Source organism: Trichormus sp. NMC-1 (assembly GCF_001858025.1).
GTDB lineage: Bacteria > Cyanobacteriota > Cyanobacteriia > Cyanobacteriales > Nostocaceae > Anabaena.
This window is the reverse complement of the sequence record NZ_LZQD01000003.1, coordinates 155,245-170,541: the sequence shown is the minus strand read 5'-3', so window position 1 is coordinate 170,541 and position 15,297 is coordinate 155,245. Positions and strand designations below refer to the sequence as shown.

Here is a 15,297-nt window from a genome sequence, read left to right as displayed (position 1 = left end):
GGATTGAAACTTCAAATTGCTGATATTCCCTTTCCTGCCCTAAATATTGCAATTTCTATTACTCCCTATTAGGGATTGAAACCCCATTTCTGAAATTCTTCATCTTCTAGTTTGAATAGGGGATTGCAATTTCTATTACTCCCTATTAGGGATTGAAACACCAAATCTCTCAATTAAAAGCTTAGGTATATATAATTGCAATTTCTATTACTCCCTATTAGGGATTGAAACAAGGGAATATCTAGAAACCTTTCCCTCTGGTAATTATGGAATTGCAATTTCTATTACTCCCTATTAGGGATTGAAACGATCAATTTAAAGTATTTGAATTGCGGTACATTCGTGATTGCAATTTCTATTACTCCCTATTAGGGATTGAAACAAGCTTGAATACACAGGCGCAAGCCCCAAAGTATGGAGAAATTGCAATTTCTATTACTCCCTATTAGGGATTGAAACAAATTTGATGAAGGTAAAACTGATTTTCAAGTAGCGCAAGATTGCAATTTCTATTACTCCCTATTAGGGATTGAAACAAGTCCCTCTACATGACTGGTAAAGGCGAGTGGGATATTGCAATTTCTATTACTCCCTATTAGGGATTGAAACTTGATGAGGCGGGCATACTCCTTAATTCTAGAGATTTTAATTGCAATTTCTATTACTCCCTATTAGGGATTGAAACGCCCTCAACTTTATCTTTAGGGTCAACGGTTTTAATTGCAATTTCTATTACTCCCTATTAGGGATTGAAACCAAGTACGAAGACTTGATCGAAGGAATCAAGCGATCGCTGATTGCAATTTCTATTACTCCCTATTAGGGATTGAAACACTTTTACTTTACCGCCACCGCTGCGGGGGAGAAATATTGCAATTTCTATTACTCCCTATTAGGGATTGAAACATTCGTATTACCCCGCGAGATTTCAAACCAATCTCAATTGCAATTTCTATTACTCCCTATTAGGGATTGAAACAGAGATCGATGAATTCGGTGTCTTATCTAGTACTGCATTGCAATTTCTATTACTCCCTATTAGGGATTGAAACCTTTTCCAATTAAACCCCTTCCCAGCATTGAATTCTTCAGATTGCAATTTCTATTACTCCCTATTAGGGATTGAAACAGCACCTATACTTCCGTGCTTTAGATATGCAACCATTATTGCAATTTCTATTACTCCCTATTAGGGATTGAAACCAGAGAACGGAAACATGACAATCTTCTGCCCGTATTGCAATTTCTATTACTCCCTATTAGGGATTGAAACTCGATTATTTGGGGTGCAGCTTCGGCTTTAACTATATTGCAATTTCTATTACTCCCTATTAGGGATTGAAACAGAGGGGATTTCCTCGGCACTCTTAATGTACCAATGGGATTGCAATTTCTATTACTCCCTATTAGGGATTGAAACTCGCCTTAGCTTGGGGGGCAAAAGTAGAATCAGATTGCAATTTCTATTACTCCCTATTAGGGATTGAAACTTTGCCTCGCACTTTGGAAATAGAGCGATCGCCTAACAGATATTGCAATTTCTATTACTCCCTATTAGGGATTGAAACGTATTAGTGTAGGTGAGATATGTGGGCAAAAGTAGATTGCAATTTCTATTACTCCCTATTAGGGATTGAAACGTTACCTTTTGATGATGAATTCCTAGGATTATCTGAATTGCAATTTCTATTACTCCCTATTAGGGATTGAAACTTTGATCAACGCGATAAGGCGTGTTTTCATCTCCTCTAGATTGCAATTTCTATTACTCCCTATTAGGGATTGAAACACTCCTACCGTTGAGGTTCACAATCACTATCATACAACATTGCAATTTCTATTACTCCCTATTAGGGATTGAAACATTCATCTGGCAATATTTTATTAAATTGTCAGGGTGATTGCAATTTCTATTACTCCCTATTAGGGATTGAAACATACAGCTATGAGGCGCTATTCTTTCTTGTCTAGGATTGCAATTTCTATTACTCCCTATTAGGGATTGAAACGTACAATCTCTACCATGAGTAGCAGTTAGACCAATTGCAATTTCTATTACTCCCTATTAGGGATTGAAACAATTTCTTTAATGTCTCGTTCCTGTTTATCTAAGTATTGCAATTTCTATTACTCCCTATTAGGGATTGAAACATATTAGCCGAGTAGGAATTGGGTGGCAACAAAAATTGCAATTTCTATTACTCCCTATTAGGGATTGAAACGACTCCACTTTTTCGCCATTCTTCATAATGTGATGGATTGCAATTTCTATTACTCCCTATTAGGGATTGAAACTTCCTCTCTTTCTGCAAGTTGAAACACCGGGAAATTGCAATTTCTATTACTCCCTATTAGGGATTGAAACCCACCACCCAGAGGGTTTAATATGGGTTTATTTAATTGCAATTTCTATTACTCCCTATTAGGGATTGAAACTTTGCTTTAAATGATGAGCTTAATCAATTCAATAATTGCAATTTCTATTACTCCCTATTAGGGATTGAAACGAAACATTCTATTCTATCTGGGGAGCCGTAACTCTTAGATTGCAATTTCTATTACTCCCTATTAGGGATTGAAACATAAGTTGAGTAAGAGGATGTTTTAAAAGTATTTTTGGTAACATCAAAAGTCTCAGAACCTAACCCCCAACCCCTTCCCTACCAGGGAAGGGGAGTAAGAATCAAAGCCTCTCTCCCTGTGGGGGAGAGGTTTGGAGAGGGGTTTAGAGTATAATTTGCAACTTTTCAAACATCCTCTAAGCACAGAAATCACAAAAAACTAGTAAGCACGCACAAAAATAAAGCTTCAGTCCACTCAACAACCGCACCATAAGTATCTCCTGTATGTCCACCTAACTGATGATTAAACCAAGCAGCCGTTGAACTAGAAATCACAGTTCCAATCATCATTATCCCCATAGCCAAAACTAAATTCTGGGAATTCATAAACCAAACCAAACCACTCAAACCCAGCAGCAAAAACCAACACGGTAATAAATCTTTATAAGAACGAATCGCTTGTTTATGAAATGCACCCTTACCAGTAGGCTTTAAATAAGGATAAAAAGCGATCGCAACTTGTTGTCCCCAACGTCCCCACCCACAAGCCGCAATCAACGCCAAATAGCGGTTTTCTGACAAATCACTCAACGCAGCCGTTTTCAATAGTAAGATAGCGATCGCAGCCATCGCCCCAAATGCACCCGTAGCACTATCTACCATCACCTGCAATCTTCTTTCAGGATCTGTAACTGCTAATCCATCCGCTGTATCCATTGCTCCATCTAAATGTAACCCCCCCGTAATTGCAATCCAAACACAGACTACTAAGGCACTACGAGTTAATACTGAGATATTTAGATAACTAATTGCCGTATCTAATAAACCTAAAATTCCGCCAATCATCAACCCCACAACAGGAGCAAAACAGGCTACTTGCTTAAATTCTAGGTCTTTGATATAAGGCAATGGAATAGCACTATAAAATATTATACTTGCAACCAACTGTAACAGTTGCTGTTTGCACCACTGCAACATTCTCATCATAAGTAGTCGTGCAAAATAATTTTCATAGTTAGGAGAGGGAACAGGGAACAGGTAAGGAATACAGACATTTTTGTTTTCAATCAAGATGTGCAATTAATTTTGCTTGGGTACTTATTAATCAAAGGTTAATTAACGGACTCATGACAAAAAGTTTGTTATGCTTATTTAATCATTATTCAACCACAATGGTATCAACTCATACAACATTTCCAGTAGTAGCAAAAGCCACAAATTGATCAGGGATGCTTTGCTTTTCGATTCTTTAATGGACGATCGCCCTACAAACTTGATATTTTGGAAATGTAGGGAGTCAAAAAGCTACGCGATTGACTTTTTAGCTGTGTTGTCACTCACCATCCCGAAATAGCTATTTCTCTATGAGTCATCATCTACCCGACACCAGGATACCAGCCCCATGCATTGTCAATACTGGCATTATTGTCAATAAACTTGATATCCGACGATTATTGACTGATTTAGGTCGAGTCCACTACATTTACACCCAAGACAACAAGCTACTCAGCGAGGGTGACGGGGATGTGATGGAAGTATTTACCAGTCCGCAAAGGTCAACCTTAGTCGCTAACAAAGCCTTGTATCTGAATATTTATAGTTTTGACTATCTGGAACTCAAACAATCGCCGCAACAAGAAACCTACTTTGATTTAATCCAAGAAAATATCTGTTTGCGTTTGATTCCCCTATCTATACCTTTGCAAGAACGATGCGATCGCCACTTTAACGTCGTTGCCCTAGAAGCCATGATGGAGCAGGTACTATCAGCCAGATGGGATGCAGAACTTGATGACGACTGTTCCGATTGCTTCTAACCTAGAAATCATATACCCAATCAGGCAGTAGTATAATGCAGGGTTAAACCCCTAGAGGCTGGGAATTAACTAATTCGTAATAGTGCCTAGCGAGACCGTAGGCACTATATTACGCCAAAGACCAATGACTAATGACTAATGACCAATCTATCATACAACATTGCAATTTCTATTACTCCCTATTAGGGATTGAAACTTTGCCTCGCACTTTGGAAATAGAGCGATCGCCTAACAGATATTGCAATTTCTATTACTCCCTATTAGGGATTGAAACAGAGGGGATTTCCTCGGCACTCTTAATGTACCAATGGGATTGCAATTTCTATTACTCCCTATTAGGGATTGAAACAGAGGGGATTTCCTCGGCACTCTTAATGTACCAATGGGATTGCAATTTCTATTACTCCCTATTAGGGATTGAAACAGAGGGGATTTCCTCGGCACTCTTAATGTACCAATGGGATTGCAATTTCTATTACTCCCTATTAGGGATTGAAACAGAGGGGATTTCCTCGGCACTCTTAATGTACCAATGGGATTGCAATTTCTATTACTCCCTATTAGGGATTGAAACAGAGGGGATTTCAATGACTAATGACCAATGACCAATGACCAATGACCAATGACCAATGACCAATGACCAATGACCAATGACCAATGACCAATGACCAATGACCAATGACCAATGACCAATGACCAATGACCAATGACCAATGACCAATGACCAATGACCAATGACCAATGACCAATGACCAATGACCAATGACCAATGACCAATGACCAATGACCAATGACCAATGACCAATGACCAATGACCAATGACCAATGACCAATGACCAATGACCAATGACCAATGACCAATGACCAATGACCAATGACCAATGACCAATGACCAATGACCAATGACCAATGACCAATGACCAATGACCAATGACCAATTTTTCCTTTGAATCTCTAGCTACCTGTAGCCATACTAAAGCCAGAGCCGGAGTATTTTACACACCTCACGGGGAAGTCGAAACTCCCCGATTTATGCCTGTAGGAACGCTGGCAAATGTCAAAACCATCACCCCCGCTCAACTTAAAGATACAGGGGCGCAGATGGTTTTATCTAATACCTATCATTTGCACCTCCAACCGGGAGAAGCAATAGTTGCAGGAGGCGGTGGACTACATAAGTTCATGGGCTGGAATGGTCCCATGCTCACAGATTCCGGTGGTTTCCAAGTCTTTAGCTTAAGTGAGATGCGAAAAATTACAGAAGAAGGTGTAACTTTTCGCTCACCTCATGACGGGCAGATGATTAAATTAACCCCAGAACGCTCTATTGAAATACAGAATATTTTAGGGGCGGATGTGATCATGGCTTTTGATGAATGTCCTCCCTATCCCGCAACTCGTCAAGAAGTAGAAGCCGCCACAGACCGTACTTATCGCTGGCTAGAACGCTGTATAGTCGCCCACAAACGCAGTGATCAAGCTTTGTTTCCCATTGTCCAGGGGGGAGTGTATTTGGATTTGCGCGTCCAGGCTGCGGAAGCTTTAGCAAAACTAGATATGCCAGGATATGCCATTGGTGGGGTAAGTGTGGGTGAACCAACCGAACTGATGGCGCAAATTGTCCAAACCACAGCGCCGTTGTTACCAGTTGATAAGCCCCGTTATTTGATGGGTGTGGGTACTTATCGAGAAATGGCCATTGCGATCGCTAGTGGTGTCGATTTATTCGACTGTGTGATTCCCACCAGATGGGCGCGACATGGAACAGCTATCGTATCCGGTGAACGTTGGAATTTAAAAAATGCTAAGTTTCGTGAAGATTTTACGCCCTTAGATGAAACTTGCCCTTGTTATGCTTGTGTAAATTTTAGTCGTGCATACATATCACATTTAGTGCGATCGCAAGAAATCTTAGCCTATACCTTGTTGAGTATTCACAACATCACCGAACTGATTCGCTTTACCCAAAAGATTCGGGCATCAATTTTGAGCGATCGCTTTGTCGAAGACTTTGGACACTGGCTGACAACTCCAGAAGTCGAGCAGACAGAAGTTTAAGGAAAAAGGGACGTTGGGGAAAAATAATTAATTAATTAATTAATTAGCAATCGCCAATTACCAATTGCCAATCACCAAACCATGTTAAGATACATCTCAAATATGAAAGCTGTGTTGGATTAGGTGGATTTAAACAAACATGGAAGCAGCACTTTTATTAGCAAAACTGCCTGAAGCTTACCAAATCTTCGACCCCTTGGTGGATGTTCTCCCAATAATTCCTGTCTTCTTCTTGTTGCTCGCTTTTGTTTGGCAAGCAGCCGTAGGTTTCAGGTAGACCAATCTATTCTTAATTTTTTGGACAGGAAACATACACCTGTCCTATTTTTTTGTCCCATTATCTTAGCGAAAATTGATATTTATTAATATTTTGCAATAAATTACTATAATTAACTAGGATAATAGACAAATTACTGAAGTCAGAAAAAACGGAAGGTAGGAGAAAGGTGGAGAAGTTTCTTTTACCCTTTCCCCTACCCTTGCAAAACAACCTTTTGCAATTCGTCTTATGTATCAACCTTAATCAACACAAAGCCAGACTTACACTTACACTCAGCGAGGAATCAGCTATGGGAAACATTAAATTTGTCAAAGAAAATAAAGAAATAGTGGCAGCAGATGGTGCTAATCTTCGGATTAAAGCAATGGAAAATGGCATTGATATCTATAAATTCTTGGCTAAGGTGACGAATTGTAACGGTAATGGGCAATGTGCTACTTGCGTCGTTGAAGTAGTCGAAGGACTGGAGAACCTCTCACCCCGCACCGATGTAGAAAACCAAAAATTCAAAAAAAAGCCCGATAATTACCGCCTTGCTTGTCAAACCCTAGTTAATGGCGCTGTCAGTGTTGTTACCAAGCCTTAAGTAAGCAGTTGAGGAGTTCAGCATTTTAGGGAACACCAAAAAATAAATTACCCAAAAATCGTAGGGTGGGTTAGGTAGTCCGTAACCCACCATAAATTTAGGGGATAGTAATGGTGGGTTAGCGCAGCGTAACCCACCCTACAAATTGGGGACTTTTTTATTTGGAAGTCCCTTAGCCAATGACTAATAACCAATAACTACTGACCAAAACAGAAAATTTCAGCAAACCCTGTCATCGATGATGCTATTCTAAAATTGTTGACTGGAAATCAAAGAGAGGCGATCTTGCCATGCAAGTTAATGAGTTGGGGTTCGTAGCGAGCATTTTGTTCGTTCTAGTTCCTGCCGTGTTTTTAATCATACTTTACATCCAAACTGCCAGCCGTGAAGGTGGAAAAGATAGTTAATACTTGAGTAATAAAAGAAAAAACCCTGACACTTTTAGTGCTGGGGTTTTTATTTATCAACCACCGATATGAATTTTGGATCGTGGATTGATAATAGGAGAAAGTATTACCAATTACCTTTTCCCCAATTACCAATCAGAACTTCAGGATGAATGGTTAAGACTCTCCTCAGGGATACAGGATTAATCTTCATCATTCTCAAATCCATCCTGTTCATCCTTTCATCGGAGAATCTTGCTCCCCATTACCCATTTATGCATCCGTCCGTGCTAACAATACAGGACAAGTCGCATTAACTCGAACATAGTCCGACAAAGAAGCACCAATCAGTCTGTCTAGATCCACAAAACTCTTAGCAATAGATGGACGACGATCTGGAGAACCCAGCAATAATAAATCTACATTCAGTTCTTCAGCTAAACGGCAAATTTCTTCCCCAGGTTTGCCACTACTGCTTACACAACGAACCGCAACATTTTGTTTGTCAGCTTCTGCAACTGCAAGTCCCAAAACTGAATTTTTTTCTGGCTTGATATCAGTGATTCCTGATAATTTGCCGCCCAAATCTGTATTGACGTTAGCCAAAATTAACTGGCCACCTGTAACACCACGCAACAAAAACAAAGCTAAATTCAAGCAATTTGTAGCTGCTTCAGAATTATCTATAGCCACCATAGCACGCTTAATTCTTTTGACATAAATGTCATCTTTAACCAGCAACATGGGACGAGAAGACAATTGAAAAACATACTGGCTGACTGAGTTTGATAAAATCGATTGTAGTCGCTTGAGTCCTCGTGAACCCATGATAATCAAGTCCGCATCCATTTCTTCAGCTACTTGACAAACTACATCTTTGGGATCACCTTGTCGTAAAATCGAAGAAACCTGACTAGGATCTAAGTTCAAAGACTGAATTGCATTAGCCAGAATCTTGCCACCTTCTTCCCATTTATCTGTCATTGCCGCAGCAGTGCTTTGTGGCGATACAACGTGCAGAACGGTAACTTTTGCAGATTGGATCGAAGGCAATTCTTTCAATGTCTTGAGCATTTCTTCTGCGTGTCCCAGTCCAGAGACAGCCAGCAAAATTTTTTCTATCATCTTCCGTAATTGTTCTTAAGGTTTCTTGGGGTTTCGCTGCTAGTACTGAGCATCAGAACGGATGTTCTCCACTTTGCTCTACAACCTAGTCAGTAAATAGGCACAAATTAACTTCCGATCTTAGTGATTAGTTATGAGTCTTTAGTTAGTACTACTAAAACTAACCAATGAGCCAAAAACTAATGAATCTTTAAGTTTGTTTGCACTTAGTTACTTAAAATTGCAACTAGGCTTTCATTGTATTAAGCATACTCTCAATCTAGCCTAATAAACTTTACGAAATATGATGTTAATTATTATTTTTAATTTATGTTCATATTTTTTAATTAGAACTTCGTTAAGTAATGCTAAGAAAAATTAAGGATAGATCATATCAGTTATCCAATCAATACAAGATTTTTAATGGAATGTCTACAATTACCCCTGAACTTAGTTTATGGAATGTCTACAATTACCCCTGAACTTAGTTTGAGGTTAACTCAGAAATTTCATTAACTAATGGTACAATTGATACAGACTTGAAGCCGAGATATCACCCACTAAATTGAAACCGTGCTAAAGTATCTGCAAGACTTTGAAGCTAAAGAAATACTAAAATATCCGGTGAGCCTAGTTACTTTAAATATTGTTTATAATCACTTTTTTAGGGGTTTAGCATTGCACTTTACCCCTACTCCTAAATCACATTTATCTCGTTCCCAGTCTCCAGACTGGGAATGCTACAGCAGTTTCCGCTCTTATGAAGTACATCTTAGCCCCCTCATCGCTTGCTCTTAGCGGGTTGGGGGTGGGGTTCTTGTACCTCATAACACCGGGAAGTGCTGTATTCCTAAATAATATTATTAATAGAACATGAACAAAACAACAAATCAATGTCTTTGTTGCCCTCCCTTGGTAAGTCGTCGTCATTTTCTCACATCTCTCCTTCCCGGAGCAGTAGCATTTAGTATTTTACAATCAGCAGCACCCGCTAGAGCCGAAACTCATCAAACAAAAGCTTTAGTTCTTAGTTGTATTGACTTTCGGTTTATGACAGCAGAACGCTATTTTTTAAGCAGAAAAAATTTATGGGGTGAGTATGATTGGACAGCTTTAGCAGGTGCTTCCCTAGCTATAACAGGTTTTCCCCACCCATCTGATGCTGAAGCATTTTGGGATCAGCTAGATATATCCTATCGACTACATCATATTCAGAAAGTGATTGTGATTGATCATCAAGATTGCGGAGCTTATGCAATGATGATTGACTCTAATTTAAGCAAAGATCCAGAGCGAGAGTTGCAAGTACATACAGATTATTTAAATCGAGCTTATTGGTTAATTCGCAATCGCTATCCTGATATTGATGTTGAACTTTATTTGGCGACTCTCAACAAAGCTGAATTCCAACCTATTCTACCAACACTTGAAAATCAGATATAGAAATAATATTTGATTTCTGAAATATACGTAGTGCTAACGCCAACGCGCAGAGTACCGGAGGCATTATTACGAATTACGAATTACAAATTACGAATTACGAATTACGAATTATGAATTACGAATTACAAATAGTGCAACCCAACAAAAACTTAGTCAATGTTGGGTTTGCTTACCTTTAAACCACAGCCAATAAACCATTATGTTTTAGCAGCGCAGTAGTACTTGGTTCCCTACCCCGGAAGGCTTGAAAAACTTCCATTGGGTGCTTACTACCGCCCAGTGCTAACACTGTATCTCGGTAGCGTCTACCAGTAATGTGTATTGCTTCTTCATCTTCTAGTCCAGCTTCTTCAAAAGCCGCAAACGCATCAGCACTGAGAACTTCCGCCCACTTATAGCTGTAGTAACCTGCTGCATAACCACCTTCAAAAATGTGACCGAATGCACATAAAAACCCATCTTCGGGTAATGGTGGTAAAACCGTAGTTGTTTTAGCAATGCGATGACGTACATCTACCGGAGTTTCTTGACTACCAGGACGATAGCGGTAGTGTAGCTCCAAATCAACGCTGCTGAGGTGAATTTGCCGCAACATAGCCGAACCACTCATGTAATTACGTGCTGCTAACAACTTTTGGTAGTAATGCTCTGGCAGTGGTTCACCTGTTTGGTAGTGTTTAGCCATACCAAACAAAGTCTGGCGGTCATAACACCAGTTTTCCATAAACTGACTAGGTAATTCCACTGCATCCCACTCGACATTATTAATGCCTGCGGCTCCCGTATAGTCAACTTTGGTAAGCATATGATGCAAACCATGTCCAAATTCGTGAAACAATGTTTCGACTTCATCGAAAGTCATTAAGCTAGGCTTGCCATCAACTGGAGGAGTTTGGTTACAAATCAAATATGCTACAGGTAAGCGGATGCTCGTGACACCATTTTCTGTGATTTTGCGGCGATGAATACAAACATCCATCCAAGCACCACCACGCTTTTCAGCAGGACGGCTATAAGGATCTAGATAAAAGTAAGCAATGGGAGAACCATTTTTATCAGCAATTTGGAAATAACGCACATCCTCATGCCAAACTGGGGCTTGACCATCTGCCGGAGTGACTGTTACACCAAACAACCGCTTCACGAGTCCAAATAACCCATCTAACACTTGGGGAAGCGGGAAGTAAGGACGTAATTCTTCCTCAGTAAAAGCAAATTTCGCTTCTCGTTGACGTTCTGCCCAAAAGCTGATATCCCAATGTTGTAAATTCTCGGCTTCTGCTGCTCCCTTGGTTTTGGCAAAAGCTTTCAGTGCTTCTAAGTCTTTGACAGCCGCATGATAACTAGCTTGACGTAGTTCTTCTAACAACTTTTCTACTGCTGGGACATTTTTCGCCATCTTACTAGCTAAACTCAGTTCGGCAAAATTTTCAAAGCCAATTAACTCTGCCAGTTCTTGTCGCAACTCTAAAATACTTTCAATTAAAGGGCTGTTATCTAATTCCCCAAACGACGCACGGGTAATATACGCCTTGTAAACCTTTTCACGCAAATCTCGGCGGTTGCTGTGTTGCATGAAGGGGAAATAGCTAGGAAAATCCAAAGTAATGTGCCAAGGGCCATTTTCTGGAGTGGCGTTTTCTTCTCCAGCAGCACGAGCAGCTTGGGCCGCCAGACTGATTAAGCTGCTAGGTAAACCTTCTATTTCTGCTTTGGTTGTGAGAATTAAGCTAAAAGCTGTAGTAGCATCCAGAAGATGATTAGAAAACTTTGTAGACAAATCTGCTAACTGCATCTGAATAGCATTGAAACGTTCTCGAGCTAATCCTTCTAAGCCGACACCAGACAATTTTGCATCCCGAATAGCTGCTTCGACAATACGCTGCTGGGCTGATTCTAAGGTTTCCCAGGTATCACTAGCGCGTAGGGCTTTAAAAGCCTTGTAGATAGGTTTGCTTTGACCAAGGGTGTTAATAAACTGCACTACTTGCGGCTGAACCTTTTCATAGGATATACGTAGTTCTGGGCTATTTTTAACCCCCATCAAATGGTTCAGTATTCCCCAACTCCAGTGCAGCCTTTCTGTCAACTTTTCTAGAGGTTCTACTAAACCGCTCCAGGTAGGTTGGACATTAGCTTCTAATATAGCTAGTTGCTGCTCCAGGTCTGCTAACAGATGCCTGAAGGCTGGTTCTACTTGCTCCGGTGTAATCTCTGCAAACAGAGGTAAACCACAGCCTTGAATTAGGGAACTTTGAGAAATAGTAGCAGTTGCACTCATGGTTTTGTGTTAGTAGCCGATAAATAGACGGAACAATGATTTTTATTTATATAACTAATAATGTACTGTCACTACACCATTTGGACTGGCTGGAATGGCAGTCTTATGAATTCATCAAAATCTACAACCTAGCAGAAGCATAATTTTTGTAGTCAAAGTCAGACATTATTGTTATTTTTGTCAGTTTTGTAGGGATAATCAACCATAATAAGTATTTTAGTATTTACAGCGTCATGAAAATTTTGCTTTCTGTTTTATTTACACCTGTTATTATGTTGTTGACTGCTGGTGATGTATTAGCAGCAATTAGAACACAAAATATTGAGTATAAGCAAGGTAATACCATTCTAGAAGGTTATTTAGCTTATGACGATGCTATCAAGGTTAAGCGTCCTGGGGTTTTAGTAGTTCACGATTGGACTGGCTTACAGTCTTTTACCAAAAAACGGACTGAGCAATTAGCCAAGTTGGGATATGTTGCTTTTGCGGCTGATATCTATGGCAAGGGTATAAGACCAAAAAATCAACAGGAGTCGGGAACCCAAGCGACAATTTATCGCCAGGATAGAAAATTATTGCGTCAAAGAGCAACAGCTGGGTTACAAGTTTTACAAAACTATCCGTTAACTGACCCTAAACGCATCGCTGCTATTGGTTACTGCTTCGGTGGTGGTACAGTATTAGAATTAGCCCGCAGTGGTGCAAATATTCAGGGTGTAGTCAGTTTTCATGGCAACCTCGATACCCCTAACCCCAGTGATGCCAAAAATATTAAATCTAAGGTATTAGTTTTACATGGTGCTGATGATCCCTTTGTGCCTGAAGAGCAACTCAAAGGCTTTGAAAACGAAATGCGTCAGGCAAATGTGGACTGGCAATTAATCTCTTACGGTGGTGCAGTTCATTCTTTCACCAACCCAGAAGCCAAAAATGATCCTCAAGGCTCACTTTATAATCCAATTGCAGAACAACGTTCTTGGAAGGCTATGCGGCAGTTTTTTGCAGAAATCTTTCGCTAAAAATCTTTCGCTAAAAATCTTTAATATTGCAGGTGACCAAAGAGGACGAGGTGAGGGGAAGACGCGGTGACGCGGAGAGATTTTCACCGTGTCCCCGTGTCCCCGCGTCCTCTTCGGTCAGAGGGTCTCCGTGTCTCTCCCTGTTGGTAGTGGTATGGAATTTTGCATAAACTTGTCTAGTATTCAAGATTGGCAGTTTACCTATATAATAATAATTCTTGTGGAAGTATTTTAAAAATAAAAACCACAATATTTTAATCAATCTTACAAACTAAACATAACAAAAAAGCGCTTAGTAAAAACTCTTACAAGGACACAAAATAATGCAGAAAAATTTATCGGATTGTGAAAAAGTATTACTTAAAAACTTTGAAGTTCGCCAGTATCTGGTAAAAATGTCGGAAATTGTCAAAAAATATTTCCCAGACAATACTACCGAGGCGGAAATATGCTCTAGTAAAATGTTTGAAGGGTTTAAAATTTTAATACCTCAAGCGGAGGGATTGATTGACGCAGTGGTGAATGTATGCTTTTGGCAACAATCCTCTGAAGATGGTAGTTTTAGCTTTACGGCCCCTTACAAGTTGGATCATATAGAGTTTCACTCTATTTGGGACAAAGAATCTCACATAGATGCCTATTACAACTATTGTGGGAATTGGGTTTATAGCGGATGGGTGACATCTGATAAAATAGCTGCTGATCAAGTAACTTCTCTTTGCGTAGAACTTTTTACTTTATTCAAAGACTTAACAATTGCTTTATAGGTGAGAGAAGTTATAGTCAGAACATCTGAAAGTTGTAGCAGATAAATCTTTCAGCCGATTGACAACAAGATAAAATCATTCCTGTCTTGAAGAATACATCCAGGTAGTGAAATTTTTTTCACTATTTCACTATTATTTTTCACTACAATTCACTAGTACACAACGACAACCGTCAACCAACTATTAAAAATTCTTGAAAAGCTTGTTTAATCTGCTTTTTGATGTTTTAATTTTTAATTTTTAATTTCCGTCCTGCGGTACTAGTAGTTATTTTGCAGACGACAACTGATAAATTGTAATTGGCTTATGTCTAACTTACCAGAACTTAACACAGAGACAATTTGGGCAATTATCAACGATACAATTGATGATGCTACCGTCAACCAATTAGTATGGTATCACTTAGGTTATCGCTACGATTCTACAACTAAAAAATGGAATACCAGTCAAGTAGCACCGACATGGCGAGATGAGTATTCAGAACCAACTGATTTTCTTGAGTCTCGCCCCGCAACCATGAAATTGACTCGTTCCATTCCCCAAGAAAACAAACAACTACTCAAAGAAAAACTCGGTTTCAAAGGTTACAAAATTGGTGAATTTGGTCCACGACAAACTCGTAGGGCGACAGCAGCAAATTGGTTATTGAGTTATATGCTCATTACCACTGGAAAAATTGAGTAAGTAGGCGAAAATAAATCAAACCGGATTCCTATATCTGCTGTTTGATTGATTTTCAAAATTATGGGATATGGTATTAATAAATAACGGTTGATTTGTAATAGCTGGCGTAGCCATACTTATGCTCTGGTAGACGCTATAACGTTTCACTTTCAGGAGGAAATGAACAGACGCTCTGAGGCGGAGACGAGGAGATTCATTTGTAGCTTTAATGTAAGAAGTCAGGTAATTTAATAAAACGTTGGGCAAGATCCCCGACTTCTTACCATTAATTATAATTTCTTAACACAATTACAGAAGAAGTCGGGGATCTA

Annotated in this window: 14 protein-coding genes and 2 CRISPR repeat arrays (1 of these 16 only partly in view); of the genes, 10 read left to right on the top strand and 4 right to left on the bottom strand. The window is 39.5% G+C overall.

The window, feature by feature from the left end; all coding sequences use genetic code 11:
* Positions 1 to 2,582: direct repeats of the CRISPR family, unit length 37 nt; unit sequence ATTGCAATTTCTATTACTCCCTATTAGGGATTGAAAC (it extends 318 nt beyond the left edge of the window).
* A gap of 189 nt (positions 2,583 to 2,771) precedes the next feature.
* Positions 2,772 to 3,548 carry an adenosylcobinamide-GDP ribazoletransferase gene (gene cobS / locus A9Y75_RS12100; protein ID WP_071190131.1) on the bottom strand — a complete coding sequence of 259 codons (777 nt, stop codon included), beginning with the start codon at positions 3,546 to 3,548 and terminating at the stop codon, positions 2,772 to 2,774.
* A 377-nt stretch (positions 3,549 to 3,925) separates the two neighbouring features.
* Here cobS and A9Y75_RS12095 point away from each other — a divergent pair, with 377 nt between their 5' ends.
* Positions 3,926 to 4,378: a hypothetical protein gene (locus A9Y75_RS12095; RefSeq protein WP_071189813.1), complete on the top strand. Its 453-nt coding sequence runs from the start codon at positions 3,926 to 3,928 to the stop codon at positions 4,376 to 4,378.
* A gap of 159 nt (positions 4,379 to 4,537) precedes the next feature.
* Positions 4,538 to 4,964: a CRISPR direct-repeat array (repeat unit 37 nt; unit sequence ATTGCAATTTCTATTACTCCCTATTAGGGATTGAAAC).
* A 5-nt stretch (positions 4,965 to 4,969) separates the two neighbouring features.
* Here the strand turns inward: A9Y75_RS12095 and A9Y75_RS29580 are convergent.
* Positions 4,970 to 5,302: a hypothetical protein gene (locus A9Y75_RS29580; RefSeq protein ID WP_236721388.1), complete on the bottom strand. Its 333-nt coding sequence runs from the start codon at positions 5,300 to 5,302 to the stop codon at positions 4,970 to 4,972.
* A 6-nt stretch (positions 5,303 to 5,308) separates the two neighbouring features.
* Between A9Y75_RS29580 and tgt the strand changes: the two genes are divergently transcribed.
* The 4 genes from tgt to psbM all read left to right on the top strand — a co-directional run bounded on the left by tgt (position 5,309) and on the right by psbM (position 7,709).
* Positions 5,309 to 6,436 (top strand): tRNA guanosine(34) transglycosylase Tgt, encoded by a 1,128-nt coding sequence (tgt, locus tag A9Y75_RS12085; RefSeq protein WP_071189812.1) that lies wholly within the window; start codon positions 5,309 to 5,311, stop codon positions 6,434 to 6,436.
* Positions 6,437 to 6,575: 139 nt separating this feature from the next.
* Complete coding sequence (locus tag A9Y75_RS12080; protein ID WP_010995059.1) at positions 6,576 to 6,713, top strand: photosystem II reaction center protein K; 138 nt, start codon at positions 6,576 to 6,578, stop codon at positions 6,711 to 6,713.
* A gap of 292 nt (positions 6,714 to 7,005) precedes the next feature.
* Positions 7,006 to 7,302 (top strand): 2Fe-2S iron-sulfur cluster-binding protein, encoded by a 297-nt coding sequence (locus A9Y75_RS12075; RefSeq protein WP_071190129.1) that lies wholly within the window; start codon positions 7,006 to 7,008, stop codon positions 7,300 to 7,302.
* Between the two features lie 290 nt (positions 7,303 to 7,592).
* Complete coding sequence (gene psbM / locus A9Y75_RS26425; RefSeq protein ID WP_083389570.1) at positions 7,593 to 7,709, top strand: photosystem II reaction center protein PsbM; 117 nt, start codon at positions 7,593 to 7,595, stop codon at positions 7,707 to 7,709.
* A gap of 252 nt (positions 7,710 to 7,961) precedes the next feature.
* On the opposite strand, the gene A9Y75_RS12070 is transcribed toward psbM, so the two are convergent.
* On the bottom strand, positions 7,962 to 8,813 hold the full coding sequence (locus A9Y75_RS12070) for a universal stress protein (protein WP_071189811.1): 852 nt from the start codon (positions 8,811 to 8,813) through the stop codon (positions 7,962 to 7,964).
* A 552-nt stretch (positions 8,814 to 9,365) separates the two neighbouring features.
* Between A9Y75_RS12070 and A9Y75_RS29575 the strand changes: the two genes are divergently transcribed.
* Positions 9,366 to 9,590 (top strand): hypothetical protein, encoded by a 225-nt coding sequence (locus tag A9Y75_RS29575; protein WP_177176166.1) that lies wholly within the window; start codon positions 9,366 to 9,368, stop codon positions 9,588 to 9,590.
* A gap of 75 nt (positions 9,591 to 9,665) precedes the next feature.
* On the top strand, positions 9,666 to 10,235 hold the full coding sequence (locus A9Y75_RS12065) for a carbonic anhydrase (protein ID WP_071189810.1): 570 nt from the start codon (positions 9,666 to 9,668) through the stop codon (positions 10,233 to 10,235).
* 175 nt (positions 10,236 to 10,410) lie between these two features.
* On the opposite strand, the gene A9Y75_RS12060 is transcribed toward A9Y75_RS12065, so the two are convergent.
* Positions 10,411 to 12,516, bottom strand: coding sequence for a M3 family metallopeptidase (locus tag A9Y75_RS12060; protein ID WP_071189809.1), 2,106 nt, complete (start codon positions 12,514 to 12,516; stop codon positions 10,411 to 10,413).
* A 233-nt stretch (positions 12,517 to 12,749) separates the two neighbouring features.
* Between A9Y75_RS12060 and A9Y75_RS12055 the strand changes: the two genes are divergently transcribed.
* The 3 genes from A9Y75_RS12055 to A9Y75_RS12045 all read left to right on the top strand — a co-directional run bounded on the left by A9Y75_RS12055 (position 12,750) and on the right by A9Y75_RS12045 (position 14,986).
* On the top strand, positions 12,750 to 13,535 hold the full coding sequence (locus A9Y75_RS12055; protein ID WP_071189808.1) for a dienelactone hydrolase family protein: 786 nt from the start codon (positions 12,750 to 12,752) through the stop codon (positions 13,533 to 13,535).
* A gap of 323 nt (positions 13,536 to 13,858) precedes the next feature.
* The gene (locus A9Y75_RS12050) at positions 13,859 to 14,302 is read left to right on the top strand and encodes a hypothetical protein (RefSeq protein WP_071189807.1); all 444 of its coding nucleotides are present in this window, start codon (positions 13,859 to 13,861) and stop codon (positions 14,300 to 14,302) included.
* A gap of 306 nt (positions 14,303 to 14,608) precedes the next feature.
* Positions 14,609 to 14,986 carry a DUF1823 family protein gene (locus A9Y75_RS12045; RefSeq protein WP_071189806.1) on the top strand — a complete coding sequence of 126 codons (378 nt, stop codon included), beginning with the start codon at positions 14,609 to 14,611 and terminating at the stop codon, positions 14,984 to 14,986.
* Positions 14,987 to 15,297 lie beyond the last annotated feature (311 nt).